The organism is Streptomyces sp. NBC_01717, assembly GCF_036248255.1.
Lineage (GTDB): Bacteria > Actinomycetota > Actinomycetes > Streptomycetales > Streptomycetaceae > Streptomyces.
In genome coordinates this window covers 445,772-469,711 of sequence record NZ_CP109179.1, presented here as the reverse complement: position 1 = coordinate 469,711, position 23,940 = coordinate 445,772, and the positions used below count along the sequence as shown (strand labels likewise).

Sequence of the window (23,940 nt, the reverse complement as noted above, 5' to 3'; positions counted from 1 at the left end):
GGCAGCTCGCTCCCAAAGCGCTCCCAGGTTGCTCGCAGCAGCAGAATTCCTGTTACTTGGGGGTCCTGTGGGTTTCGGCCAGGTCAGCCAGGTCGGCGACGGTCTTGGCCTGCTTGATCTCGCTCTCCGGGATCGTTGTGTTGAATTCCTTGTCCAGTCCCAGGGAGATCTCGAGCATGCTCAGGGAGTCCAGGTCAAGGCTGTCGAGCTGCAGGTCTGGCTGGATCGGCTCGCTCGGCAGGTCACACCAGTGGGTCAGTACCTTCCATACGCGCTGCGAGGTGTCCATGTGTGGGCTTCCTCCGGTCGTAGCGGGCGGGTGTGACGGCGGGTCAGTCAGTGGGTCAGCCGGTTGTGAGATCAGGCCACTGGAGCAGGGCGGAGCCCCAGGTCAGGCCGCCGCCGAAGGCGGTGAGCAGGACCAGTTGTCCAGCACGCAGTGATCCGGTGCGGGCCGCGTGCGCGAGGGCGAGGGGATGGAGGCGGCGCTGGTGTTGCCGACCTGGTCGATGTTGGTGACCAGCCGGTCGGCGGGGAGGCCGAGCTGGTGGGCGACCGCGCGGTACGGGCGTTGGCCTGGTGCGCAACGAACCAGTCCACGTCGTGAGTGGAGCGGCCAGCGCGCTGGAGCACTGCCTGCGAGGACGCGGTCATCCTGGTGATGGCGGTGGTGAAAACGGCTTTGCCGTCCATGGTCATGTAGCGGTCGGCCTTGGGCGGGTCCTGGCAGGTGGAGCGTTGGCGGAAACCGCCGGCGGGCTGGCGGATGAGTGCGGCCTGGTCGCCGTCGCTGCCGAGGTCGAAGGCGGCGATGGCGCCTGGTTCGTCCGTGGTGCCGGCGCGCAGGACTATGGCGCCGGCGCCGGCGCCGGCGCCTATCAGCGGCGCGATGCTCCGGTCGTTCTGGTTGGCGGCGGTGGAGACCGTGTCGGCGCCGATGAAAAGGACCTGGTCGGCCAGGGAGGCGGTGATGAGGGCGGCGGCGGTGGCCAGGCCGTAGACGAAGCCGCTGCACGCGGCGTTGACGTCGAAGGCGGCGGATCCGCTCAGCCCGAGCCGGGCGGCGACGGCGGGGGCGGTCGCGGGGATCGGATGGTCGGGGGGGGCCAGGACCACCGCGTCGACGGCGGTGATGCCCGCCGATCTTAGGGCCCTGCGCCGGCTTCGACGGCCAGGTCGGAGGTGGCAGAAGCCAGGTTCGATGATGTGGCAGAAGCCAGGTTCGATGATGTGGCATTGACGGATCCCGGTGCGCGGGTGCGGATCCACTCGTCGGTGCTGTCCAGGCGTTTGGCCAGGTCGTCGTTGGTCACGACGGTGGGCGGTAGCCACGCGCGGAGGCCGCAGAGTACGGCGGTGCGGGTCATGGTCCGGGCCTCCTCTCAGTCGAGCCAGTAGCGCTTGGTCTGCCACGGGTATGTAGGCAGCGGCACGTACCGGGTGTCCTGAGGAAAGGCGCTTGCCCACTTGACGGGTTCACCGGCGAGGTAGTCGTGTGCGAGGGCTTGGAGCGTGGTGTCGTCAGCCCGCGGGGGGTGGAGTTCGCCGTCGAGGAATGCCTGCAGCCGATCGGAGAGCTCCTGATGGGTGCCAGCGAGGATGGCCAGGCGCTTCACGTGGTGGTGGCGGTTTAGGGCTGCACTACGGCAGATATCGGCAAGGCGGTGGGCACTGCCGGAGCCCTCGGGTGTCAGGTAGGCGAGGTAGGCGATCGCCGTGTCGCGGAGCGCGCTGTCGGTGCGGGCCGAGGTGACGAACAGGTGCGGGCCGCCAGCGGGTGGCGGCTCGCAGGGTGTGGGATGGTCGGCCTGGCTGATCACCAGGTGGGTGTTGGCCGCCGAGATGCCCTGTCCGCTGATGCCGGCTATCAGGGGCCGGCCCCGGTCCGGGATCGGCAGTGGTTCGGTGGGAACCCGCAGGGGCAGGTCCTGCCAGGGGATCTTGGGGTTGGGGGTCTCGTAGTGCAGGCTGGGGACGATCTGGCGGTGTTCCAGGCATAGGACCGTCTTGATCAGGGCGGCGATGCCGGCGGCGCCTTCGGCGTGGCCGATGTTGCTTTTCACCGAGCCGACGTAGCAGGGCCGGTCCGCCGACCGGTCCTTGCCCAGTACTTCACCGAAGGCGGCGAACTCGACAGGGTCGATGGCAGGGGTGCCGGTGCCGTGCGCTTCGATGAAGTCGACCTCGGCAGGTGGGACTCCGGCGTCCTCGTATGCCCAGCGCAGCATCTGTACCTGTCCCTCGACGGAGGGAGCCAGCTGATTGGGCACGCTGCGGCCGTCGTTGCTGATGGCACTGCCCAGGATGAGGGCGCGGATCCGGTCACCGTCGGCGAGCGCCGCCGAGAGGGGCTTGAGTACCACTACTCCGGCACCGTCGCTGGGCGCGAAGCCGTCGGCGCGCTCATCACCGAACTTGCAGCGCCCGTCGGGTGCAATAATCGGCATCTGGGACAGCATGACGTCTTCGTCGGGCAGGAACTTGAGATTCACGCCCGCGGCGAGGGCCAGCGTGGTTTCCCCTGAGCGAAGGCTCTGGCAGGCTAGGTGAATCGCGACGAGGGACGAGGAACAGGCGGTGTCCACCGAGATACTGGGGCCGCGCAGGTCGAAGGTGTAGGACAGACGACCGGACAGCAGGCTGCTGTAGACGTTGTGGACGCTGGAGGGGCGCAGTGCCGACAGGCCGCGTCGAGCGTTCAGTTCCGCATAATGCAGGTGCACACTGCCGACGTACACCCCGGTGCGGGTACCTTCGATCTGCTGCGGAGGGATTCCGGAGTCCTCCAGGGCCTCCCACGCGAGCATCATCAGCAGGCGCTGTTGCGGGTCGAGATGGGTGGCCTCCTCGGCAGTGAGGCCGAAAAAGTCCGCGTCGAATCCCGCGACGTCGGGGAGGTAGCCGGAGCGTCGGCTGATCACCTTGCCGCGGGTCGGCTCCGGCGCGTAGAGCGCCTCGATGTCGTATCGGTCCGGCGGGGTTTCGTTGGTGGCGTCGCCTCCGGTTCGCAGCAGATCCCACAGGGCGTCGACGCCGGGGGCGCCCGGGAAGCGGCAGGCCATGCCGACGATCGCCACGGGTTCGCGGGTGCGGGTTGGCGTTGTTGGCCGGTTCATCGAGGTCACCTTCAGGTTGTGGTCGGGCCGGAAGCGGGGATGTTGCGGGACGGGCGGGTGTTCACGGCCTCGACGTCGAAACCGCCGGTGCTGGCGTAGTGGGCGGAGACCTCGGCGAGTTCGCTCTCGGAGATCACCTCGTGGAGGTCGTCGAATCCCTCGGGTGCCCGCTGGTGGACTGTGGTGATGACCGCTTCGGGGCCCTGTTTCCGGTTGCTGGCCTGAAGCAGGGTCATGGCCGGTCGGCGCTCGCTCTCGTAGGCGGCCAGGGCCTGCGCGACGTCGGGTTCGGTGGCCAGTGCGTGGGCCAGCGCGCGTGCGTCGACGATGGACTGGGTCGCCCCGTTTGAGCCCATCGGGTACATCGCGTGAGCAGCGTCGCCCAGCAGGGTCACGCGGCCGAACGTCCACCGGGGCAGCGGTTCGCGATCCACCATCGGGTACTGGTAGACCTGGGTCGTGGAGCCCAGAATGGATGGGATGTCCAGCCAGTCGAAACTCCAGTGGCCGAAGTGCTTCAGGACCTCGGCGACGGGGACCTGCCGAGTCCAGTCACCGTGACATTGAAGATCGCCTTCGGCGGGGCGTGCTGCCACCCAGTTGATCAGTGAGCGGCCGCGTGCCGCGTCCTGCATGATCGGGTACAGGACAATCCGCTGCAGGTCATCGCCAGTGACGATCATCGACCGACCGTCAAGGAAGGGTTCGGCCCAAGTCGTTCCCCGCCACATGACCAGCCCGTTGCCCGGCGGTGGCCCTTCGTCCGGGTAAAGGCAGGCGCGGACCGCCGAACGGACACCATCCGCGCCAACCAGCAGGTCAACGTTGCCGACCACGTCCCTGCCGGTGCCGCCCCGCTCCAGCGTCACCGTGACCTTGCCATCGGACGCCTGAGAGCAGCCCACCACCCGTGTATGGGTCGTGATCGCCGTGGCACCCAGGCGTTCACGGACGGCCTGTGCCAGGACACCCTGCAGGTGGCCGCGGTGGATCGACAGCTGCGGCCAGTAGTAGCCGGCGGCCAGACCCCGGGGTTCCTTCCAGATGAGCCTGCCGTGTCGGCTGTAAAGCGCCAACTCGCTTGTCGCGATGGCCGCCCCGTCGGCAAGCTGGTCGTAGAGACCCAGTTCGGTAAGCTCACGGATCGCGTTCGGCAGGATGTTCAGCCCAACGCCGAGGGGACGCAGTGCGCGTGCCGCCTCCACCACCTGGACGTCGGTGAAACCGGCCGCGTGCAGACTCAGCGCAGCGCTCAGCCCGCCGATCCCGCCGCCCGCAATGAGAATCCTCACGCGACAACCCCCTGGCGCTCGTACGGACCCGTACTCCCGCTGCCGGTGGATCCCGGTGCAGGGGCAGGAGTGTCAGGGGCAGCACTCGGGCCGCGGCCTCGGGCAAAGGACTTGCGTAGCAGACTGGCGTTCTCGCGGGTGAGGGCGGTCACCTGGTCGAGGAGGTCGAGGCTTCCTCCGCCGCTGCCGAGGGAGTAAAGCCGGATCTCCTCCGCATAGGCGTTGCGCGCAACCGTGAAGTGCTTGCCGCGGAACACCACCAGTGCGCGAAGTGCCCGGCACAACGCCTCCGCGCTGGCGCGCAGGTTCGGGGGTGCCTGACCGGCCGGGGTAAGTTCCAGCGCGGTGCTCACCCGCGTGACCACCGAGGGGCCTTTGGCCCACCGTTCGTACAGATCTGCCCAGGGCGGCAGCCCGTACTGGGCGGACTCGCGCCAGAACGCGTCGTAGGACTCGCCGCCACAGTCGCACGCCCACAAGGCGAGGTCGACCAGGGACAGCGGCACGTGTGCGGCTGCCGGTCCCAGATAGGTCGCCCCGCCGACGCGGACCTCCTCGAAGTAAGGGCGCATCGTGCGGGCGAAGAACTCCGGGGTCACGTTCGCGATGACGATGTCGATGGCGTCTTCGAGTGAACGCAGCAGCACCACCAGTTCGTTCGCGGCCACCGCGAACTCCAGCTCGTCCGGTTCCAGGTCCTCCAGGCACCGGCACTTCTCGACCGCTGCGGTCAAGCGGGAGAGGGTCACGCGCACGGAGGACATGAGCATTCGCTCCATCCGGTCACCCGTGTACATCCGCTCACGAGAGCCGGTTGGGTTCCAGCCTATGTAGTGGTGCACCGTGTCCCGAGGAATCATGCTGGTCCGCGCGCCCAACTCCAGCAGCGGCGCTTCCAGCTCGGGAACCGCATCGACCGGCTCGACGCCGTGACGTTTGACCGAGCCGACGAGCAGACCCAGGTCACGCATCGCCGCCACACAGCCCGCCAGCGACAGCCCGGCCGTGACCTCCGTGGTCGGAACCAGGCCGCGCAGCAGCCCGACCAAGCCGTTCACATCGGCCGCGGCATTCATCTCCCACACCATCGGAAGGAGACCGTCGAGACCCAGAGGATCAAGATCGGTCACGCGACGGTCATCCGGCCCCACCGGGTACCTCAGGCCAGCGGTCACCATCCTGACGTCCCGTCACCCGGCAGTCTGCGGCCACGTAAATCTCGCAATGAACGACCGGCGGCTATACGCGAGCAAAGGTCACCGATAGACACTCAGCACCCCCGACACCACAACGAGCAAGCCCACCACGACCGCCGGCAGAACCTTCGCGACCGGGTCCTTGGCTCGCAGGTGACAGGCCACGGCCCCGACCATCAGCGCAACCAGGCCCGTTGCAGCAGCGACTGCCAGGGACGAGAACCACAACCCCGCGACCAGCCCCGCGCCGCCGCACAACTCTGAAGCACCAACCACCTGGAACGCCCGGTAGGAGAATCCGAAGCGCTCCGCATCGGCCCTCATCACCGCTGCCCCCGCAAGCTTCGCCGCACCGCCTCCCGCAAAGCTCACGCCCAGCAGCACCGCAAACACGATTGCCAAAACCGACACCAGAACCCGTCCATTCAATTCACCGAGCGAAGCTCACGGACCGACGCTTTGCACGGCCCATGGCATCAACGGCTGCTGCCGGGGGTGGGTTCATCGGGCCTTGACCTCTGACCTTGGACACCTGAGGATCTGAGAACAGACATCTCGTGGTCATGAAGAACTTCCGCCGCAGTTCGAGGCGGACGCGGTCGCGCTGTACCAGTCGCGGCCTGAGGCGACGATCCGGCAGGTCGCTGCCGATCTGGGGATCGACCCCGAAACCCTGCAACTCTGTCCTCGGGCCCCTCGACGGGGCCGGAGCCCGCCTGGCCTACGTTGCAGGCACCCGTGCCCGCAACCACCTGGACCGCGGGGGCCCGGCCTGGATCGACCAGCGCCCTGTTGGCATGCCAGCCCCCCCCCAGGAACAGCTGACCACCCTGATCCGAGATTGCTGTCATGCCTCTGACTGGCGGTGTTCGACCGCTGGCGTGGCGAGCAGCGGCGATGGCCCCAAACGCTGCTGGCCTAGGGAGCGTGCTTGCGGTTGCCGAGGGCGGTCGGAGGTGCGGCCCATGTGAGCGACGTGCTGGGCTGGCTGATGGGTCGCGGCCGGGCCTAGCGGCGCGTCTGCTCGGACCGGCGGTGCGACGACAGGATCCGGCTGGGCACCGGCGGCGACTGCCCGAACTGCGGCAACGTGATCCACCTGCGTCGCGGCCAGCGGACCCGGAACCCGGCTGATGTCAACTCGGCGCCGGTGTCGGCGAGAGCGCCGGGAGGTCCTCGGGGCCCGTCTGCGTCGCCAGGCCGCCCTGGCTACTCAGGCCGGCGACACGCTTGCCCGAGCGCGGAGGCGCTGGCTGAAGGGCTGGACATGAGCAGCCACGGGCTTAGCCCGCACCACCACGGTCATACCATGGCAGTCGGGGCCGATGCCGTGTCAGACGCGCCAGGACCTCAGCCGATCGGCGATGTTGTACGAGTCCACGTGCAGGGCGCGGATGTCGTTGATCAGGTCGCGCCACGGCTCGAACGTCGTATCGACGGATTCGCCAGAGGCCTGCAGGTACGCGATGGCGACGCCGTACCCGTATGCCTCATTGCGGACGGGGAGGGGGCGCAGGAGTACGCACTCCTCCAGGAACACGGCGGCCCGCCAGAAGGCATCCGGGTCCGTCTGGTCCAGGCGCGGGGTGTTCACGCGGTGCCGGGCCGCCATGCCGACGAGTACGGACAGGTCGTTGACGGTGAGGTCGTTGCGGAGGATGTCTTCCTGGCGGGCCAGAAGCCGTCGGTAGTCGACGAGTAATTCCACAGGTCAGGCAGCCCGCGGAATCTCGTGCGTGGCCGCTGGCGGGAGCCCGCCGAAGTCGGCGTCGAACCGGTCCAGGATGCCCGGCTCGCCGATGACGCGGCGGAACGCGGCCGTCGCGGACTCGAGGAGGTTCTCGTGCTCCTTCTCCGCGGCCACCTTGGCGAGGTAGTCCTTCATGGACATGCCCGCCCCGTCGGCCAGGGCCTTGAGCCTGTCCCTGGTGACGTCGTCGATCTTGACGCTGGTGTCTGCCATGGCTCGAGTATGCTGCCGGGCATACCATTCTGGCTACCCGCATCGAGAAGTGGCTCCGACCTGCGTCTTTATAGCGATTCGGGCTTCTCCCTTGAACTTGCCGAAGAGTGGCACGGCATCCAGCGGGTCCGTCTCGGTGGCCTCGACGGGGTCGTCCGGCTGGTTGTGGCGGGAGTCAGGCAGTGGAGATTTCTCGCCCCAGTCGCCTGCTTCGCGCCGGCCGGCGAGCGGCACCTTGGTGCGCGTCATGTCGCTGTTCGGACCGGCCCGCAGGGAGTGGCTCGTCAGCTTCAGGCCGTTGATGTAGGTCACCCCGGCGGCGGCCGCGCGCTTCTTCAGGATCTCGTTGATCGCCCTGCCAGACAGGTACAGGCCTCGCACCGTGGCGTTGCTGCGCCCCTTCAGGTTGCCCGTCGTCGACAGGGCCCGGAAGAGAGGAAGGACCGGGCGTCGGCGTCGAGCTCGCGCAGGTCGCCGAGCCACGCCCGTAGGCGTCGGAAGCGGGCGGCTCTTTGAATGACGGTACGTGCACCTCGAGCGAGGCCTTGACGCGAGAGGACGACGCCCTCAGCGCTGAGCGCGGCAACTTCGACGGAGTAAAGGCGATGAGCCACAAGGCGCGGTCGCGGATGGCTGGCAGGCGCGAGGCTGCGGCGGCACTCATCTGCCGGAGTTGCTCCGTGGTGGCCGCTGCCGCCTTGCCGCGGCCTCGAGCTTGGCGCCCGAGGTCGACCTTCAGCAGCTTGAGCGCCTGCCGCACGGCGAGGGTGGCGTCCTTGGTGACTTCAACTCGCCCGGAGATCTGGAACGGCAACCGCGACCTGTCGCCCCGGCGGCTGAGCCACAACCGTACCTATACGAATATAGGCTGGGCGGGGGGCGGCTTCCGCCGTGATCAATGCGGTTGCGACACCAGGCCGGTCCTCCTACGGTGAGCAACGTGACGGACGAATCCACACGCGCGGCACGACTGTTGGACGCCCAGGCCAAAGCGGCGTTGCTGTTCGCCGAGATCGACATGCGGCGCCTGGTCACCGCGGGCCAGGGCGAACGCGCTGTCAGCGACCGCGTCCGTGACCTGGCGAACGAGATGTTCGGGACTACGCACTACTGGCACAAGCGGATCGTACGGTCCGGACCGAACACCCTCCTGCCGTACCGCGAGAACCCGCCGGACCGGCTCATCGGCGCGGACGACATCGTATTTGCCGACTTCGGGCCGATCTTCGAGGAGTTCGAGGCAGACTTCGGACGGACCTTCGTACTCGGCGACGACCCCGTCAAGCACCGCCTGCGCGACGACCTGTCAACTGTCTTCGCGGCAGGGCGCCGCGCCTTCGAACGGGACCCGGACATCACGGGCAAGCAGCTCTACGCCGAGATCGAGCGACTGGCGGCCGAAGCGGGCTGGCAGCTTGGCGGCTGGCACGTCGGCCACCTCGTGGGCGAGTTCCCACCCGAGTACAACAACTGGGAGGACGTCGACTCCCACATCGTGCCTGCCAACGACAAGCCGCTACGGCGTATGGACGAGGCGGGGCAACTCCTGCACTGGATCCTGGAGATCCACCTCATCGACCGCGAGCGGGGCTTCGGGGGCTTCTACGAGGAACTGCTGGACCTCTGACGCTCGTCGAGGGCAAGCCAGACCGTATCCATCCCTGGCCAGCGTCAGGGCGGTGATCGGGATCGTAATTGCTGTCCGAGCAGCCCGCGGCGCGAGGCGGGTGACAGGGGCGAGAAATCTCCACTCCCCGACTCCCGCCACAACCGGCCGGACGACACCGGGAAGCCGCTCGTCCTGGCCGCCCCGGTGCCTTCGCATGCCGGCCGTGTGATCGGGCCTCGGCCAAGCCCTGACCGTCGGCGCTGCGGCGCACCTTCCGTCCGCGCGATGACCGCTACGAGACGCAGGTCATCCCGCCGGATACAGCGACCCGAGAGCGCGCGGTGACAACTTTGCGTGATCGCCCCAGGTCATCGTCTGGATCCCTTTTGATCACCTTTGAAGCGGGCGGGGGAGCGCTCTCCACGTCCCGCTGGGGGATAGGGTCAAGGCTTTCCACGAGCGCCTCGGAGGTGCCTGCCCGGTGTCCGACAGCTTTGTTCACCTGCACAATCACACCGAATACTCGATGCTCGACGGTGCTCAGCGGCTCAAGCCGATGTTCGCCGAGGTAGAGCGTCAGGGGATGCCGGCCATCGCCATGAGCGACCACGGCAACATGTTCGGAGCGTACGAGTTCCAGCAAGTGGCCAAAGGCTTCGACGGCGTCAAGCCGATCATCGGGATCGAGGCATACGTAGCGCCATCCTCGCGTCGGAACCGCAAGCAGGAGTTCTGGGGTCCCGGCGGGGTCAGGGCTATGTCGGACGACGGTGAGGGATCAAAGGACGTCAGTGGCGGTGGCCGCTTCACTCACATGACGATGTGGGCGCAGAACGTCACGGGGCTGCAGAACCTGTTCTATCTGTCGACGGAAGCGTCGTACACGGGACAGTTCCCGGCCGGCAAGCCGCGTATGGACATGGAGCTGATCTCCGAACACGCCGAGGGGATCATCGGGACGACCGGCTGCCCCTCGGGTGCGATCCAGACCCGGCTGCGTTTGAACCAGTACGACGAGGCACGGGAGATCGCCTCCCAGTACCAGGACATCCTCGGGAAGGAGAACTACTTCCTTGAGCTGATGGACCACGGTCTGGACCTGGAGCGCAACGTCCGTGGGGATCTGCTGCGCCTGGCGAAGGATCTCGGCATCCCGCTGCTGGCCACCAATGACGCGCACTACGTCCTCGAAGAGCACGCCGACGCGCACGACAACCTGCTGTGTATCGGCGTGGGTAAGAACAAGGACGATCCGGGCCGGTTCAAGTTCAACGGCACCGGCTACTACCTCAAGACCGCAGCTCAGATGCGGGAGCTGTTCTCCGAGATTCCCGAGGCCTGCGACAACACTCTGCTGATCGCGGAGCGCGTCGAGTCGTACGCGTCGGTGTTCGAGAACGTCGACGAGATGCCGAACTTCCCCGGCGTTCCCGAGGGCGAGACGCAGGAGTCATGGCTGCGCAAGGAGTGCCTCAAGGGCCTTGCCATGCGCTACGGCGACCCGATCCCGGCCGAGGTCCTCGAACGGTTCGAGACCGAGATGAAGGTCATCGGTCCGATGAACTTCTCCAGCTACTTCCTCGTCGTCGCGGACATCTGCCAGTACGCCCGCGACCAGAAGATCCCCGTCGGCCCGGGACGTGGATCGGCTACCGGGTCGATCGTCGCGTACGCCACCCGCATCACCGAGTTGTGCCCCCTGGAACACGGCCTGCTCTTCGAGCGGTTCCTGAACCCGGAGCGCATCAACCCGCCGGATGTCGACCTCGACTTCGACGACCGCCACCGCGACCGGATGGTGCGCTACGTCGTCGACAAGTACGGCGACGAGTTCACCGCCATGGTGAACACCTTCGGCAAGCTCAAGGCCAAGAACGCGATCAAGGACACATCGCGGCTCCTGGGCTACCCGTTCAGTCACGGCGAGCGGATCACGAAGGCCCTGCCGCCGGACGTGATGGGCAAGTCCATCCCGATCAACGGGATCTTCGACGAGAGCCACCCCCGCTACGGGGAGGCCGGCGAGATCCGGGCCCTGTACGAGAACGAACCGGACGTCAAGAAGGTCGTCGACGGCGCCAAGGGCGTCGAGGGCCTCATCCGTAACACCGGTGTCCACGCGGCCGCGGTCATCCTGTCGAAGACCCGGCTCACCGACCGTATTCCGCTCCACATGCGTGCCAAGGACGGCGTCAAGATCACCGGCTTCGACTACCCCAGTTGTGAGGACATGGGGCTGGTCAAGATGGACTTCCTGGGACTTCGGAACCTGGGCGTGATCGACCACGCACTCCAGAACGTCCGGGAGAACCGCGGCATCAACATCACCACCGACACGATGCCGACGGACGGCGCGCAGCAGATCCCGCTGGATGACGCCACGACCTTCCAGCTCCTGGCACGCGGCGACACCTTCGGCGTGTTCCAGCTCGACGGCGGCGGCATGCGGACCCTGCTGAAGCTGATGGAACCCTCCCGGTTCGAGGACATCGCAGCAGCCCTAGCCCTCTACCGGCCCGGCCCCATGGCGGCTAACGCGCACACGAACTACGCGCACCGCAAGACCGGCCGCCAAGTGATCGAGCCGATCCACCCGGAACTGAAGGAGGCCCTGGAGCCGATCCTGGGCAACACCTTCCATCTGCTCATCTACCAGGAGCAGATCATGGCCATCGCCCGGCAGCTCGCCGGTTACACCTTGGGCGGCGCCGACCTGCTGCGCCGAGCGATGGGTAAGAAGAAGCCCGAGGTCCTGGCCGCCGAGTGGGACAAATTCTCCGACGGCATGATGAACAAGAACGGCTACTCCGAGGAGTCCACCAAGGCTCTGTGGGACGTCATGCTCCCCTTCTCCGGATACGCGTTCAACAAGTCCCACACCGCCGGATACGGACTCGTCTCCTACTGGACCGCCTACCTCAAGGCGAACTACCCGGCCGAGTACATGGCCGCGCTCCTCACCTCCGTGGGAGACGACAAGGACAAGGCGGCGATCTACCTGGCCGACGCCCGGAAACTGGGCGTTTCGGTGCTCCAGCCGGACATCAACGAGTCCGTCGCCAACTTCACCGCCATCGGCAACGACGTACGGTTCGGGCTCCGCTCGGTGCGCAACGTCGGCGAAGGCGTCATCGACTCTCTCGTGGCCTCCCGCAAGGCCAAGGGCAAGTACACCTCCTTCCCCGACTTCCTCGACAAGGCCGACATCGGCGCCCTCAACAAGCGAGCTGTCGAATCACTGATCAAGGCCGGCGCCTTCGACTCTCTCCAGCACAGCCGCAAAGGGCTGTCCGCCATGCACGAAGACGCCATCGACGCGATCATCCCGGTGAAGAAGCAGGCCGCGATCGGGCAGGATGACCTGTTCGGCGAACTCGGCGGCGACAGCGACGAGCCCGCCTTCGGCCTCGACTTCCCCATCGACGCCAGCGAGTGGCCCCGCAAGCAACTGCTGGCCGCGGAGCGCGAGATGCTCGGCCTGTACGTCTCCGCGCACCCGCTGGACGGCACCGAGCACATCCTGTCCCGCAACCGGGACACCACGATCAGCGAACTCCTCGGATCAGGCCGCACCGAAGGCACTGTCCAGCTGTCCGGCCTCATCACCAGCGTGGACCGCCGGATGACCAAGCAGGGCAACCCCTGGGCGATCATCAACCTCGCAGACCGTGACGGCGAGATGGAGATCCTCTTCTTCCCCGCCACATACACCCTCGTCCAGCACGCTCTGATCGCCGACACCGTCGTATCCGTACAGGGCCGCCTCAACGACCGCGACGGGGCGGTCAGTATCTTCGGGCAGGAGATCCAGGTACTGGACGTGTCCTCAGCAGAGAGCGGCGGCGGCCGGCCACCGGTCACACTGTCGTTCTCCGCCTACAAGATCAACGAGCGTACGGTCGCCGAGCTCAAGCGCATCCTTGCCGCGCACAAAGGCGAGAGCCCGGTACGGATGCGAGTCCAGACGCCCGCGAAGACCGTCCTGTACGAGCTGGGATTCCTGGTGGACCCGGCCTCGGTCGCCTCCGACATCAAAGGCACCTTCGGTACAGACGCCTGGCAGGGCGCCGCGTGAGCGAAGAGGACGACGCCATCGTCCTGCAACTCGCCGACCCACCAAACTGCCCACGGTGCGGCGGACCTGGACCTGTTTCAGCCCAGTTCTCACATTCCTGGACAAATTCCAGCGGCGAAGAGCGCGCTGGGGACACCACAGCGCTCGTGTCTCTCGAAGGCTGGTACAGCGGTCAGATCCCGGCTCCCGTCGACACCTGGATCATCGAGGGCGCTACCGGGAATCAGCGCCAGGAACTGCCCGGCACGCAGCTATGGGTAATGGCGCTGCTCACCGCCCAGTCCGCTGAAAAGATGGACCTACAACAGTGGGAGCCCTGCCGCGGGGCGCAACGTACCCAGGCAGCGTGAACAGCCTTGGGACTGGTGGGCTCGCATGTTGAGGTGTCAGCGTCATACGGTCGACGTGCCCCATCCGTCTGGCTTGCGGGCCGCGAGCGGCAGCACTCCCAGCGCGATCAATCCCACGTACGGCGCAAGACCCACCGCATCGGCCAAGCCCTCGTCCGCGAATGACGCGATCAGCATCTGTACACGACCCGCCACGCCGCCCATAGCCACGCTGTACACGAAGGCATTGGTTGCTCCGTCGCCCTTACGGATCACGAAGTACAACAAGAACGCCGCCCACACGGCGCCCAGCAGGGCGACGCTCATCCACCACGGCATAAAGCACGTACTCCATGCCAGGATTTGCCCTACGCCTAGACCCAGACAACCCATTGCGATTCCCCCCGTGACTGACGGGCATGCAGTGTGTCATCGCATGGAAACGGGCCGCCCAGCAGGCCGGAATTCCGCTCGGCCTTACAACGGTGTCCGATTCGTACGCGCGGCCCACTGCTCCCCAACACCGGACACCTGCTCACCGCAAGTCCAGCACGTTCCGAGTCGGTCATGACGGCTGCCCGGCGAGGGCGGCCAGGCGCTCCAGCTCGTCCAGGCCATCGTTGCCGCACTGCCCGCACACGAGGCAGAGCCTGTTCGGCTTCTCGGGCAGCGACACGGGCGCAGCACCCCGACGCGCGCGCGGCCACGTCCGGCCGTGCCGTCGCCCGTGGCACGCCCGCTTTCGACCAGACAGCGGGCCGGCGGCCCTGCGTTCCATTCGCACGTTGCGCGAGGCCGCCCCATTCACTCGGGGCGCCGGTGACACGGTTCGTACCAGCACCCCCCGTTCTTCCCAAGTCCACCCATGTAGATGGACTACGTCCGCCTGCGCCGAGGGCGACCGGGGCCAGAGGGTCAGCCGCGGTTGGAGTCGTAGCCCCAGTGTGCCCGACCGTCCTTGCCCCTGAAGCACTTGGCGGGGCGTCCGTCTCCGGTGATTCCGAGGGCGCCGACCGGGGAGCAGGCGTAGCCGAACTGGATGCCGTCCTGCGCACCGGTGTCGCTGCCGCTGGTGCGCTCCGGTGCTGGCTCGGGGTGGGGAGTCTCGGTTTCGGTCACCGTCGGGAGCGCTTGGGGGGTCTGCTGCTGCAGGTCAGTAACAGAGTCGAGCATCTTGCGGAAGAGGAGGCCGCCGAGGATGAGCACGACGATGACAACTATGCAGCCCATGCAGGCCGTGAAGCCGTTGGAGGAGTTGTTGCGTCTGCTCACGGTGCGGGTCTCCTATGTGCTGGGGAGCGGGTCCTGGTCTACGTGGTGCTCGGCCGCGGCCCGCAGGGTGCCGGCTTGGATCGCAAGCGGCGCCGCCGCAAGTCATCGATAAACGCTGTCGCATGAAGTGAACCAAGCCAAGCGGCCCGTGTGACACTGTGCCGCATATGGATCGCAGAGGCGCCGACTGGAGCGAGGAGGAGTGGCTAGAGCAGGCCCGCCGAGTCCGGGCAGCCCTGCCGCGCTCGAGGAGGACGTGGCCGAGCGCCTGCCCGGTGAGCCAGCCGACGCGGGCAGTCCGTACAGACCCACTTCGCCTCGTACTGCTCGTGGCTGAAGGCCGCCGCCCAACTGTGCATCGAACGAGATGTACCGGAGACGGAGGGCCGGGCGTACTCGGCCGTGGTCCACGAGAGCCATCTCCTCGGATACGGCCCCGGCTACGCCCCGGGCCCTAGGCGACCCCCACCCGCCGGCTCCGCGCCGCCGCCGTCCATCGTGTCGGGCCGGAACCGTTCCCCGGCACCTGGACCGGAACCTACGTCTGGGATGAACCCGACACGCGCCCAGCACTGGGAGAGACCGTGGGGACACCCCGAGACCCACCCCATCCAGCGACATGCGAAAGGCCGCGCGCAACCTCGGTAAAGGGATGGCCTACGTAGTTGGCGCGTGGTTGCTCATCGTCATCCTTGGCAACCTCATCGATCTTGTAGACGGCGACGACGAGAAGGTCGACAGCCAGCCCAGCCCGAGCGCTTCAACCACGGAACACCCATGCAGTGGATCTTTCACGGACCACAGTGCGCCGACGGATGTGCATCGCATTCCATCGGAAAGCGGGGTGCCTGCAGTCACCACGGCGGCGTAAGCACCTGGTACCAGTCCAACGTTGGGAATCTGACCACACTCTGTGGCCCGCGCTACCAGCCCAGGACACGAGCGGTTTCCCGGGGCCTGATGCTTACGAAAGTTCACCACGGACCTGATTAGGTAGCCCGTCTATCTCTACCGTTCACCACCCAGCCGTCTTGGCTGGAGGGAGACTACTTCCACACTGCAGACCGTCGACCGTGCTACGCCACGATCTGAGGGCTGTCCCGTAATCCCTGGTGGATCAGCGCGCGGGTCGCATGGGGTGTATCGCAAGGCGGAGGGGCGTCCTCATGCAGGGCGTATTCGGGCGTTCCGGCAACGCGGCGAGGTGCCGTAGCTGTCGTCGTGCGGCCGCCAGGGATTACGGGACAGCCCACGGGCCCGTGTTGAGCAAGCCCACCCTCAAAGCCTGGCGACTCCTCCGCAGGCTCCGATGCTCGACCACCCGCATCACTCACCTGGTCCAGGCCATCCTCACTCAGCATCCGACCAGTTCACACTGAGGATGGAAAAGCCTCAATGCGCAGCACGGGCATCGCCGTGAAAGGATTGCCTCCAACGTCAACCTCGCTACACAGTAAGTGAGTTGTTGTCCCGTAATGCTGCCCTTCTCATTCTCTGCATACAGGAAGTTCATGAGCGACACCCCTTCCTTCTTTGGCTTTGAACTCGCACGGCGCGGCTACGACCGCGATCAGGTGGACAGCTCCGTTGCTCAGCTCCTCGACGACCGTGACAATGCCCTCTGCCGCCTCACCGCACTGGAACGGCGTGTCGAAGAGCTGGTGGTAGAGACTGATTTTGCCGAAGCCCAGGACACCGGTGCGGAGCCCTCATACGCCGCACTCGGTCCACGTATCGAAGAGATCCTTCGCCTGGCCGTGGAAGAAGCCCAGGAGTTGAGCGACGAGGCCCGCGAGACTGCCGAGCGCGAGCATGAAATCGTGGCCGCAGCGGCCGACCGCATGCAGGCCGAGGCCAACGCGTTCGCTGCAGACCTCAACGCCGCCAGTGATCGGGAATGCGCGCGACTCGTGCAAACAGCCCAATACCAGGCTTCCGAGCTGCGGGCCACAGCAAACGCTGAGGCATCAGCCACGCAGGAGAAAGCAGACGCCTTCTTCGAGGACGCCAGGAGCAACGCCGCCCAAGCCGCAGCCGACTTTGAGGTGAGTCTTGCCAAGCGACGCGACCGTGCCGAACGCGAACTAGCCTCACGCCAGGCCAAGGCCGAAGCGCGGCTCGCAGAAATCCAGTGCCGCGCAGAGCAATTACGCCTTGAAGCAGAACAAATACGCACAGACAGCGAGCGTCGAGCCCATGAGGCCAAGCAAACAGCGCAGCGCCAGTTCGATGACATCGTCGCCGAGGCGAACAGCAAGGCCGTTCGCATCCGCAGCGCATCCGAACGAGAGCTCGCCGCTCTCGCCAACCGTCGCGACAGCATCAACGCCCAGCTGACCAACGTCCGCGCCATGCTCGCTACGCTTACAGGTGCGGGGGGAACCGCAGTCCTTGCCTTCGGCGATGCGTTCGTGTCCGATTCCTCAGGCGCGGCGCCGTAAGAACGGCGAGAACCATGCCGTGTCAGGCGTTGTCTCGCTGTTGGGGGTGTCTGACGGTGCGTCGAGGCGTGGAGGGCCCGGGCGCCTGCCTAAGGCGTGTTTCGGAAGTGATTTGAGAGGCTGTTGGTTCGTCAGTCCTGAGACAAGGGGGCGAGCCAGCGGTCGTCCCTGGAACTCGGCAGGGACTTTGTCCTCCCACGGATCGATCCCTCGGCGCTCCAGTTCGTCAAACCATCGGTCCCGCTGTGACTCGGGGAGGCGTCGTCCGCACCAGGGGCAGAAGTCGATGGTGATGCTCGATGTGCCGCCGTCGTGGATGATCTGCCCCTAATCCTGGAACTTGGCGCTGAATGTGATCAGCGCGTCCGGGCAGGCGAAGGGGTCGTCGTGCTGGTCGCAGCGCACGTTCACGTGGCGGCCATCTCCTCGCAGCAGTGGTTGGTCATGACCTCGGCTTCTCGTTGATCGGCGCCATGTCCAGAAGTAGATCACAGCCTGTGATGATCAACGGATGGCACGTGGCGGTCTGACGGACACGCAGTGGGGCCGGCTGGAGCCGCTGTTGCCGAAGGGGAGGAAGCCGGGACGGCCGCCGACCTGCATCAGGCGGCAGTTGATCGACGGCATACGGTTCTACACCCGGACCGGCGTACCGTGGCGGGACGTGCCTGAGCGGTACGGCCCCTGGGGTCGGGTGTATGACCTGTTCCGGCGCTTGCAGCGCAACGGTACCTGGAAGCGGAGCCTGGCGGATCTGCGGGCCATCGCGGACGTGAAGGGCCTGATCACCTGGGACGTGTCGGTGGATTCCACCGTCGCCCGCGCCCACCGGCACGCCGCCGGGGCCCGGAAGAAGGGCAACCTGCAGAAGGAATCCCCGGGTGGCGTCGAGTCCGAGCCGGACCACCACGGCCTGGGGAGCTCGCGCGGCGGCCTGACCACGAAGATATCTCATCTCGTTGAAGGCCAAGTTTGGGAGTCAGGCAACGAGTGCCATGGATGCGGCGAAGGCCCGTTGCGGGTCGTAGACCGTGCGGTTCTGCAGGCAGTGGTAGAGACAGCCCAGTAGCTTGTTGATTGTTGAATAGGTTCTGGAGGGCGGCCGTGTGTCGTTCGCCGTCAGAGCGCCTGCGGTCGTAGTGCTCGCGTGGGGCTTGTGACCGTAGGGCGGCGAAGGTCCACATGCAGCCCGTGGATGCCAGACGCTGATTCTTGACGGTCCGGGCGACCACGACATGGCTCCGCCCGGAAGCCCGTGTGACGGGGGCCGCTCCGGCGTATGCCTTCAGGGCCCGGGCGTCGGCGAACCGTTTCCGGTCGTCGTCGACCTCGGCCAGGACGCGGGCTACGCGAAAACCTCCGCCGCCGATGGCCCGGGGGTGGATACCAGCAGTCGGAGATGATGACGTGCCTGAGAACAGCGGCCCAGTGGCGGCCGAGCACAGGGCCGAAGACGCCACGGTCCGGACCGCATACAGCGGATTCATCCGCCACACCGAGGCGTGCACCGAGTGCCGCACAGGAGGCATGGACTGCGCGAACGCCAGTGATCTACGCCGGGAGTACCGGGCGGCGAAGCGGCGAGCGGGGGAGGTCCGATGATCTGCGACCGCTGCGACCGCTGCGACCGCCCGATGACTCCGGCCGAGGCGGAGACCCGCGACATGCCTGGCGCGTCCGGCACAGGCCGCACGATCTACCTCCACAAGGGCCGCTGCCCCGCGCCGCCCCCGCGGACGTACTCGCCCCGCGACTACTCAACTCCCGTTCGTGCCCGGGGCCAGCGCTGGCCAGTGTGCGGGCGGCCGCCAACAGGCTCCTGGCATTCTTCGTGATGCACAAGACGCTGGACGCGTCCGAACTGGAGGCCTTCATCAGTCTCGCCGCTGTCTGGGTAGCGGTGGCACGTGCCCTCCTTGTCGATCAGCAGCAGCTCGACAAGGAATACGAGCGCTACCGCATCGGGGAACTGTAGACAGCAGTACGCCGACGGGAGGCACCCGTCGACGCACCGTCCGGCGAGGCGGTCTCGAGAACAGAGCCAAGAAGTCTTCACGCGGTGAGCTCGTCTCAACCTCAGGTTGAAGCGAGGTGGAGGGCGAGGGCGGCTTGCACAAGACCGTCAGACTGGTCAGTAGTGGAGATCCTTCGACTGCGGTGATGTTCCCGGCAACGGCGTTGGCACAAATACCGCGCCGCACGGCGACAGTTGGCCCGTACGTAGGTGCTCGCGGGTCCGGCGGCGCGGTATCCGTATCGGGCTCGGGCGCGGTCGATGGCGGCTTCGAGGTCGCGTGTCCGTTCGTCGGTGGCGTCGAGGGTGGGCTGGTGGGCGGCGGCCTCAACGGGCTGTAGTTGCTCGGCTCGTACGGAGATCGCCCGGACGCGGGCCCGCTGCAGGCCGAGGGACGCGAGGAGAGTGAGACCGGTGTTCACGAGAGCGGGGGGTGTGGGCGGTGGGCTCGCTCAGGGTCCGGGTGCGGGTGGTGTGCGTGCGATCGGCGTGGCGGACGGCCAGGGTGATCGCGCAGCAGCTGGTGAAGGCGAGGAAGGTTTGGCTTTGCGTTCGTAGCGGCGGTGTAGTCAGCGGCGGCCGGCGAGCCAGGAACGGTGTCCTCTCGACGACCCAGCGGTGGCGGCCGAGTCGCTGTAACGAGCTGTCTGGTCCCCCAAGTGGCGGCCTGAGGGTGACGGATGTAAGCCGGAAGAGGGCATGTTCGCACGACTCTGTTCCCCGAAGACTCACCATGAAGGTGACCGCGATGACGTTGAAGGTCATGAGCGCTTACGATTTCGATGGGGCAGGACGACCGGTCGCTACGGGAATCGTTTCGGACCGTGTATTTGTGTGCTGCGAGGCATCTACATCGGTTCTTGCGCGAGAACTTGCGGTACCCCCTCGCCTAGGTGTTTGGGACCTAGAGTCTGGCAACCAATTGGGGAAATGGATACCAGATGCAACTCTCGAGAGGACAGTTGCGGTCGGCGAATTCGCGAACCATCCCTCAGTGTTCACTCTCGGAAATGGCGGCGAAGTCGAAGTGTGGGACGCCAGCAGCGGCAGGGTGACCAAACGTGTCAATGTTGGGGTGGATTGGATCTTTACGTTCACGGTCTCGCAGGTCAACGGAGAAACACTTGCGATTGTAAGCGGGGGAGACATAACCCTTCGGGCTTGGAATCTAGAGTCTGGCGTCAAGATTGGCACCGTGTCAGACCAAGTCCTAGGGGGACCGGTGTACGCAGTGGGTGCAGGTGAGTTCGGCGGAGAGGCGATAATGGCGGCGGGTCGAGATGGCGCCATAAAACTCTGGAATCTCGAAACACGTGAGAGTTCGGAGCTCAGATGTGGGACCCTTGCTTACCGACTGAAACGACTTGTCCTATCAGAGACAAAAGGGAACCCAATTGCGGTCGGGGCAGGAATGGTCCAAGATGAGGAGTCTTACGACACTCCTTACGGGCCTGACTGGACATACACCGAGGTCCGCAGGTGGGACCTTGAGAATGGAACCACGAAGTGCGCGCGAATAGCGGCCAATGACATATCCGGAATGACTGTTGGCGAGGTGTCGGGATCGCCATCGGTTGTTACTGTGCACCCTAGTGGAGAGATATGCGTATGGGGTGACTTCGCCTCCTGATTGGGCTTTCTTCATGCGCCTTCGGAGGTCCGGACGGTCACCTGGCTGGGCGTCGGGATTCCGAGGAACACAGGAGAGTTCTGTCGCGCCAACCTGACATCCAACTGGGCGATCTTCTCCTCGGTGGCGGCAAGGCTGACCGAGAGCCCTTCGACTTCACCGAGCCACCCTTCGACCTGGGCTTAGGCGGTGAACGTCGAACCGAGCGGTGCGGCCCGGACAGCTTCCAGCCGCTCCCGAGCCTCCTTCAGACGTCGTTCCGCCGTGCTGCGAGAACCGGAAGGTAGGGAAGCCTGACGTCGGCGAACAATCGATGGATGAAATCCCTGGGTGATGACGTTCAAGGTCGGCCCAGAAGTTCTTCCCGAGTACGGTCGACAGGCGCTCAAGGCTGTTCCAGTCGAGCCCCGCTTGACGCTCGGTCAAGTAGTCGACGATGAGGTCTCGCACCGGCTGACACTGCAGGTGGTACCGATCTACCAGTTGCGCTGGCGTTGATTGGAGCGCGCGGCTCTGCAGGTGGAACAGCGTCCCCGGCGTATCGGGCGGGAACTGGCCCATGTTGCGCAACCAGCCGTAGACGAGCTGGATCGGCCGGATGCGGTGTCTCGAGCTGTCGGCCCGGAGAAGTCGATGGTGCTCAGTCTCGTGGAGCGCGTCTACGCCGACGACGTCAATCGCGACACGACGACGAAGAAGATCTCACGGCGGCGGACGTGGAGATGAAGCTCCTCTCGAAGCCGAAGCACGGGACCACCAAACTCAACAAGGGTGACGGCACGGTCACCCACACGCCTCGGGTGGGATTCGAAGGCACCGACAAGTTCCGGTACTCGCTCAGGTTGGAGGGAAGCCCGGGTCGCTTAAGGCACGTACTCCATCCGGGTCATAGACCTGAGCATTGGCGTCGAGTCTGAAGGGCAGTTCGCCAACTGTGCCGAGGCGCGGGCGGCCGGCGCCGCCCCAGTGCGTGAAGGAGAGCCTGGGTTCGGCGCGCACCTGGACCGAGATGGTGACGGGATCGGGGCGACTGGGGGTGACTCGCACTGGGCTGGACAGAGGGGCGGCTATGCCGCCCCCATGTTCGTCCTGCCTGCGCGGTGGCGATCCGCACGGTGAAGCGCCTGCTTCGGTCCGGACTCCTACCCATGGCGCGTCTTGTCGTCAGGGTGTGGCGTCGGGTGCGGGGCTCTCCATCACGTCCTCGGCAGCTTTGCCGGCCCGATCGCTGATCAGATCAGCGGCGAAGCGCTGGACTGTCGCGTCGTCGATCCCGTCGCAGGCGGTCGGGCTCTCGCTCTTCTTTAGAAGTCATCTCATTTGGTTTGGTCGGTAGGCTGTCGGTCATGGTGGGGATCATTGAGCGGCTGGTGCCGGATGAGTTGTGGGAGTTGTTTCAGCGGGTGGTGCCGGAGGCGCCGTCACGGCCGCAGGGTGGTGGACGGCGCCGGCATGGTGATCGTGAGGTGCTGGCCGCGATCGTGTTCGTGGCCACGTCAGGCTGCACGTGGCAGCAGTTGCCCACTGCTTCGTTCGGGCCGTCGGGGGCAACGGCTCATCGGCGTTTCTCCGAGTGGACGAAGGCCAGGGTGTGGGCCAAGCTCCACCGCCTGGTCCTCGACGAACTCGGCGCCCGCGGCGAGTTGGACTGGTCGCGCTGCGCGATCGACTCGGTGAACATGCGGGCCCTGAAAAGGGGGATCTGACTGGTCCGAATCCTGTCGACCGGGGCAAGTTCGGGTCGAAGATCCATTTGATCACCGAGCGGACCGGTCTGCCCCTGTCCGTTGGAATCTCGGGGGCGAACCTGCACGACAGCCAGGCCCTGATTCCCCTCGTGCAAGGGATACCGCCGATCCGTTCCCGCCGTGGACGCCGACGCCGCAAGCCCGCAAAGCTCCACGCCGACAAGGGCTACGACTACTCCCACCTAAGACGATGGTTACGCCAGCGCGGCATCCAGCACCGCATCGCGAGGAAAGGAGTCGAGTCCTCACAGCGACTGGGCCGCCACCGCTGGACCGTCGAACGCACCATGGCCTGGCTCGCAGGCTGCCGCCGTCTGCACCGACGCTACGAGCGCAAAGCCGACCACTTCCTCGCCTTCACGAGCATCGCCTGCACCCTCATCTGCTACCGCAGGCTCACCAATTGAGATGACTTCTTAGCGAGTTGGCTGTGTCGCCTGCAGCTATGGCCTCGTCGAACGCTTTGGCCATGGCGGTCTTGCAAGCTGCTGGGTCGGCCTCGGCTCCGCAGCCCGTGAGGGCGAGCAGGGCGGCCGCGGTTACGACGGCGGCGCTGAGTCGGGTGCGCATGGTCCCTCCTGGGATGTGTGCGGGGCCGCATCATCGCAGGGGCGCCCTGTCAGGCGCCGGGGTTCGGACCAGCCTTGCGGACCGGGCGTAATACATCCGCCACCTGCCCCGTATACAGGGGCGACGTGCCCGGGGTAGGCGAACAGCCTGGTTTGACGGACTCTCCGCGGGCGCTGCCACGGCTTTGCGTCCGCCACGACGGATCACTGGCGTCGCCCGTGAACGACCTGCCGCTTCTCTGCTGGTCCGCCCTGTGCGGTGCCGTGGGCCTAGGTGACCGTGATGGCGGTGGTCCGGGCCGTCGGAAGCGATCCGGAGGACAGTCCGTAGCCCGATACCGATCGACACAATCCCTCCGACCTGACAGACAGGCCGGCCTCTCACCGTTTCGTCCTGCCGGGCAGCCGACAGCACGACGCGGTGCGCGTTGCAGACCGAGTCCGTCCAGCAGGCCGAGTGCGGCCGCAGCGATGTTCGATGACGAGCTTCAGTTCTACCAGGAATGATCGCCATCTCCGTAAGGGCGCCGGCCTGCCCGCAGTCGTCGAGCACGCCTCCGGCAACGGACTGGTTCCGGTGGTCACGGACCAGGCCTGTGGTGACCCCATACGCCACGAGGACCTGATGGGTTACCCGCAGGTGCCGAGCCGCACGGTGGCGGGCCCAGCGGCCTGAGCCTCACAGC

Annotated in this window: 22 protein-coding genes and 6 pseudogenes; 13 read left to right on the top strand and 15 right to left on the bottom strand. The window is 66.3% G+C overall.

The window, feature by feature from the left end; all coding sequences use genetic code 11:
* Positions 1 to 52: 52 nt before the first annotated feature.
* The 11 genes and pseudogenes from OHB49_RS43890 to OHB49_RS43840 all read right to left on the bottom strand — a co-directional run bounded on the left by OHB49_RS43890 (position 53) and on the right by OHB49_RS43840 (position 7,948).
* Positions 53 to 289: a phosphopantetheine-binding protein gene (locus OHB49_RS43890; protein ID WP_329167194.1), complete on the bottom strand. Its 237-nt coding sequence runs from the start codon at positions 287 to 289 to the stop codon at positions 53 to 55.
* Positions 290 to 344: 55 nt separating this feature from the next.
* Positions 345 to 523 (bottom strand): annotated as a pseudogene (locus OHB49_RS43885) (3-oxoacyl-[acyl-carrier-protein] synthase III C-terminal domain-containing protein).
* A gap of 320 nt (positions 524 to 843) precedes the next feature.
* A pseudogene (locus OHB49_RS43880) lies at positions 844 to 1,116 on the bottom strand (3-oxoacyl-ACP synthase); the annotation flags it as partial.
* 29 nt (positions 1,117 to 1,145) lie between these two features.
* Positions 1,146 to 1,367, bottom strand: coding sequence for a hypothetical protein (locus tag OHB49_RS43875; RefSeq protein ID WP_329167192.1), 222 nt, complete (start codon positions 1,365 to 1,367; stop codon positions 1,146 to 1,148).
* Between the two features lie 15 nt (positions 1,368 to 1,382).
* Entirely contained in the window at positions 1,383 to 3,116 is a 1,734-nt protein-coding gene (locus OHB49_RS43870) for a type I polyketide synthase (RefSeq protein ID WP_329167191.1), read from the bottom strand.
* A gap of 11 nt (positions 3,117 to 3,127) precedes the next feature.
* Positions 3,128 to 4,408 (bottom strand): flavin-dependent oxidoreductase, encoded by a 1,281-nt coding sequence (locus OHB49_RS43865; protein ID WP_329167190.1) that lies wholly within the window; start codon positions 4,406 to 4,408, stop codon positions 3,128 to 3,130.
* Positions 4,405 to 5,538: a monodechloroaminopyrrolnitrin synthase PrnB family protein gene (locus OHB49_RS43860; protein ID WP_329167189.1), complete on the bottom strand. Its 1,134-nt coding sequence runs from the start codon at positions 5,536 to 5,538 to the stop codon at positions 4,405 to 4,407. Before OHB49_RS43860 ends, OHB49_RS43865 begins: the two co-directional genes overlap by 4 nt.
* Positions 5,539 to 5,664: 126 nt before the next feature.
* The gene (locus tag OHB49_RS43855) at positions 5,665 to 6,033 is read right to left on the bottom strand and encodes a DoxX family protein (protein WP_329167188.1); all 369 of its coding nucleotides are present in this window, start codon (positions 6,031 to 6,033) and stop codon (positions 5,665 to 5,667) included.
* A 904-nt stretch (positions 6,034 to 6,937) separates the two neighbouring features.
* Positions 6,938 to 7,312 (bottom strand): toxin Doc, encoded by a 375-nt coding sequence (locus tag OHB49_RS43850; protein WP_329167187.1) that lies wholly within the window; start codon positions 7,310 to 7,312, stop codon positions 6,938 to 6,940.
* A 3-nt stretch (positions 7,313 to 7,315) separates the two neighbouring features.
* Positions 7,316 to 7,567, bottom strand: coding sequence for an antitoxin MazE7 (locus OHB49_RS43845; RefSeq protein ID WP_329167186.1), 252 nt, complete (start codon positions 7,565 to 7,567; stop codon positions 7,316 to 7,318).
* A gap of 33 nt (positions 7,568 to 7,600) precedes the next feature.
* On the bottom strand, positions 7,601 to 7,948 hold the full coding sequence (locus OHB49_RS43840; protein ID WP_329167184.1) for a hypothetical protein: 348 nt from the start codon (positions 7,946 to 7,948) through the stop codon (positions 7,601 to 7,603).
* A gap of 559 nt (positions 7,949 to 8,507) precedes the next feature.
* On the opposite strand from OHB49_RS43840, the gene OHB49_RS43835 reads away from it, so the two are divergent.
* The 3 genes from OHB49_RS43835 (at position 8,508) to OHB49_RS43825 (ending at position 13,601) form a co-directional block, all read left to right on the top strand.
* Positions 8,508 to 9,194 (top strand): M24 family metallopeptidase, encoded by a 687-nt coding sequence (locus OHB49_RS43835; protein WP_443079725.1) that lies wholly within the window; start codon positions 8,508 to 8,510, stop codon positions 9,192 to 9,194.
* A 463-nt stretch (positions 9,195 to 9,657) separates the two neighbouring features.
* Positions 9,658 to 13,251: a DNA polymerase III subunit alpha gene (gene dnaE, locus OHB49_RS43830; RefSeq protein ID WP_329167181.1), complete on the top strand. Its 3,594-nt coding sequence runs from the start codon at positions 9,658 to 9,660 to the stop codon at positions 13,249 to 13,251.
* Positions 13,248 to 13,601: a hypothetical protein gene (locus OHB49_RS43825; protein WP_329167180.1), complete on the top strand. Its 354-nt coding sequence runs from the start codon at positions 13,248 to 13,250 to the stop codon at positions 13,599 to 13,601. Before dnaE ends, OHB49_RS43825 begins: the two co-directional genes overlap by 4 nt.
* Positions 13,602 to 13,643: 42 nt before the next feature.
* Here OHB49_RS43825 and OHB49_RS43820 read toward each other — a convergent pair whose 3' ends face one another.
* On the bottom strand, positions 13,644 to 13,907 hold the full coding sequence (locus OHB49_RS43820; protein WP_329167178.1) for a hypothetical protein: 264 nt from the start codon (positions 13,905 to 13,907) through the stop codon (positions 13,644 to 13,646).
* Between the two features lie 588 nt (positions 13,908 to 14,495).
* On the bottom strand, positions 14,496 to 14,852 hold the full coding sequence (locus tag OHB49_RS43815) for a hypothetical protein (protein ID WP_329167177.1): 357 nt from the start codon (positions 14,850 to 14,852) through the stop codon (positions 14,496 to 14,498).
* Between the two features lie 1,274 nt (positions 14,853 to 16,126).
* Between OHB49_RS43815 and OHB49_RS43810 the strand changes: the two are divergent.
* A pseudogene (locus tag OHB49_RS43810) lies at positions 16,127 to 16,231 on the top strand (IS5/IS1182 family transposase); the annotation flags it as partial.
* A gap of 132 nt (positions 16,232 to 16,363) precedes the next feature.
* Positions 16,364 to 17,293 carry a cellulose-binding protein gene (locus tag OHB49_RS43805; RefSeq protein WP_329167175.1) on the top strand — a complete coding sequence of 310 codons (930 nt, stop codon included), beginning with the start codon at positions 16,364 to 16,366 and terminating at the stop codon, positions 17,291 to 17,293.
* A gap of 131 nt (positions 17,294 to 17,424) precedes the next feature.
* On the opposite strand, the pseudogene OHB49_RS43800 reads toward OHB49_RS43805, so the two are convergent.
* A pseudogene (locus OHB49_RS43800) lies at positions 17,425 to 17,739 on the bottom strand (DUF6980 family protein).
* A 65-nt stretch (positions 17,740 to 17,804) separates the two neighbouring features.
* On the opposite strand from OHB49_RS43800, the pseudogene OHB49_RS43795 reads away from it, so the two are divergent.
* Positions 17,805 to 18,251 (top strand): annotated as a pseudogene (locus OHB49_RS43795) (IS5 family transposase); the annotation flags it as partial.
* 21 nt (positions 18,252 to 18,272) lie between these two features.
* Here the strand turns inward: OHB49_RS43795 and OHB49_RS43790 are convergent.
* Positions 18,273 to 18,639: pseudogene (locus OHB49_RS43790) on the bottom strand (transposase); the annotation flags it as partial.
* Between OHB49_RS43790 and OHB49_RS43785 the strand changes: the two are divergent.
* From OHB49_RS43785 to OHB49_RS43760, 7 genes are all read left to right on the top strand, one after another.
* Positions 18,573 to 19,268, top strand: a complete 696-nt coding sequence (locus OHB49_RS43785) for a DUF6300 family protein (protein WP_329167465.1) — start codon at positions 18,573 to 18,575, stop codon at positions 19,266 to 19,268. The pseudogene OHB49_RS43790 and the gene OHB49_RS43785 overlap by 67 nt on opposite strands.
* A 787-nt stretch (positions 19,269 to 20,055) precedes the next feature.
* Positions 20,056 to 20,937, top strand: a complete 882-nt coding sequence (locus OHB49_RS43780; protein WP_329167173.1) for a WD40 repeat domain-containing protein — start codon at positions 20,056 to 20,058, stop codon at positions 20,935 to 20,937.
* A 333-nt stretch (positions 20,938 to 21,270) separates the two neighbouring features.
* Positions 21,271 to 21,435, top strand: coding sequence for a hypothetical protein (locus tag OHB49_RS43775; protein ID WP_329167171.1), 165 nt, complete (start codon positions 21,271 to 21,273; stop codon positions 21,433 to 21,435).
* A gap of 224 nt (positions 21,436 to 21,659) precedes the next feature.
* Positions 21,660 to 21,854 (top strand): Ig-like domain-containing protein, encoded by a 195-nt coding sequence (locus tag OHB49_RS46095; protein WP_443079743.1) that lies wholly within the window; start codon positions 21,660 to 21,662, stop codon positions 21,852 to 21,854.
* Entirely contained in the window at positions 21,817 to 22,056 is a 240-nt protein-coding gene (locus tag OHB49_RS46090; RefSeq protein WP_443079742.1) for an excalibur calcium-binding domain-containing protein, read from the top strand. The genes OHB49_RS46095 and OHB49_RS46090 overlap by 38 nt, the downstream gene beginning before the upstream one ends.
* 227 nt (positions 22,057 to 22,283) lie before the next feature.
* A protein-coding gene (locus OHB49_RS43765; RefSeq protein ID WP_443079709.1) for an IS5 family transposase occupies positions 22,284 to 23,092 on the top strand; the annotation gives its coding sequence in 2 pieces (ribosomal slippage) (positions 22,284 to 22,632 and positions 22,632 to 23,092; 810 coding nt in all).
* Positions 23,093 to 23,732: 640 nt separating this feature from the next.
* Positions 23,733 to 23,930, top strand: a complete 198-nt coding sequence (locus tag OHB49_RS43760; protein WP_329167170.1) for a hypothetical protein — start codon at positions 23,733 to 23,735, stop codon at positions 23,928 to 23,930.
* Positions 23,931 to 23,940 lie beyond the last annotated feature (10 nt).

Excerpts from the sequence above, each read along its gene's own strand:
- OHB49_RS43760 (WP_329167170.1), top strand. The coding sequence starts at position 23,733 with ATGACGAGCTTCAGTTCTACCAGGAATGATCGCCATCTCCGTAAGGGC.
- OHB49_RS43875 (WP_329167192.1), bottom strand. The coding sequence starts at position 1,367 with ATGACCCGCACCGCCGTACTCTGCGGCCTCCGCGCGTGGCTACCGCCC.
- OHB49_RS43845 (WP_329167186.1), bottom strand. The coding sequence starts at position 7,567 with ATGGCAGACACCAGCGTCAAGATCGACGACGTCACCAGGGACAGGCTC.
- OHB49_RS43785 (WP_329167465.1), top strand. The coding sequence starts at position 18,573 with ATGCCTTCAGGGCCCGGGCGTCGGCGAACCGTTTCCGGTCGTCGTCGA.
- OHB49_RS43805 (WP_329167175.1), top strand. The coding sequence starts at position 16,364 with ATGAGCGACACCCCTTCCTTCTTTGGCTTTGAACTCGCACGGCGCGGC.
- OHB49_RS43775 (WP_329167171.1), top strand. The coding sequence starts at position 21,271 with ATGACGTTCAAGGTCGGCCCAGAAGTTCTTCCCGAGTACGGTCGACAG.
- OHB49_RS43820 (WP_329167178.1), bottom strand. The coding sequence starts at position 13,907 with ATGAGCGTCGCCCTGCTGGGCGCCGTGTGGGCGGCGTTCTTGTTGTAC.
- OHB49_RS46095 (WP_443079743.1), top strand. The coding sequence starts at position 21,660 with ATGAAGCTCCTCTCGAAGCCGAAGCACGGGACCACCAAACTCAACAAG.
- OHB49_RS43890 (WP_329167194.1), bottom strand. The coding sequence starts at position 289 with ATGGACACCTCGCAGCGCGTATGGAAGGTACTGACCCACTGGTGTGAC.
- OHB49_RS43780 (WP_329167173.1), top strand. The coding sequence starts at position 20,056 with ATGACGTTGAAGGTCATGAGCGCTTACGATTTCGATGGGGCAGGACGA.
- OHB49_RS43870 (WP_329167191.1), bottom strand. The coding sequence starts at position 3,116 with ATGAACCGGCCAACAACGCCAACCCGCACCCGCGAACCCGTGGCGATC.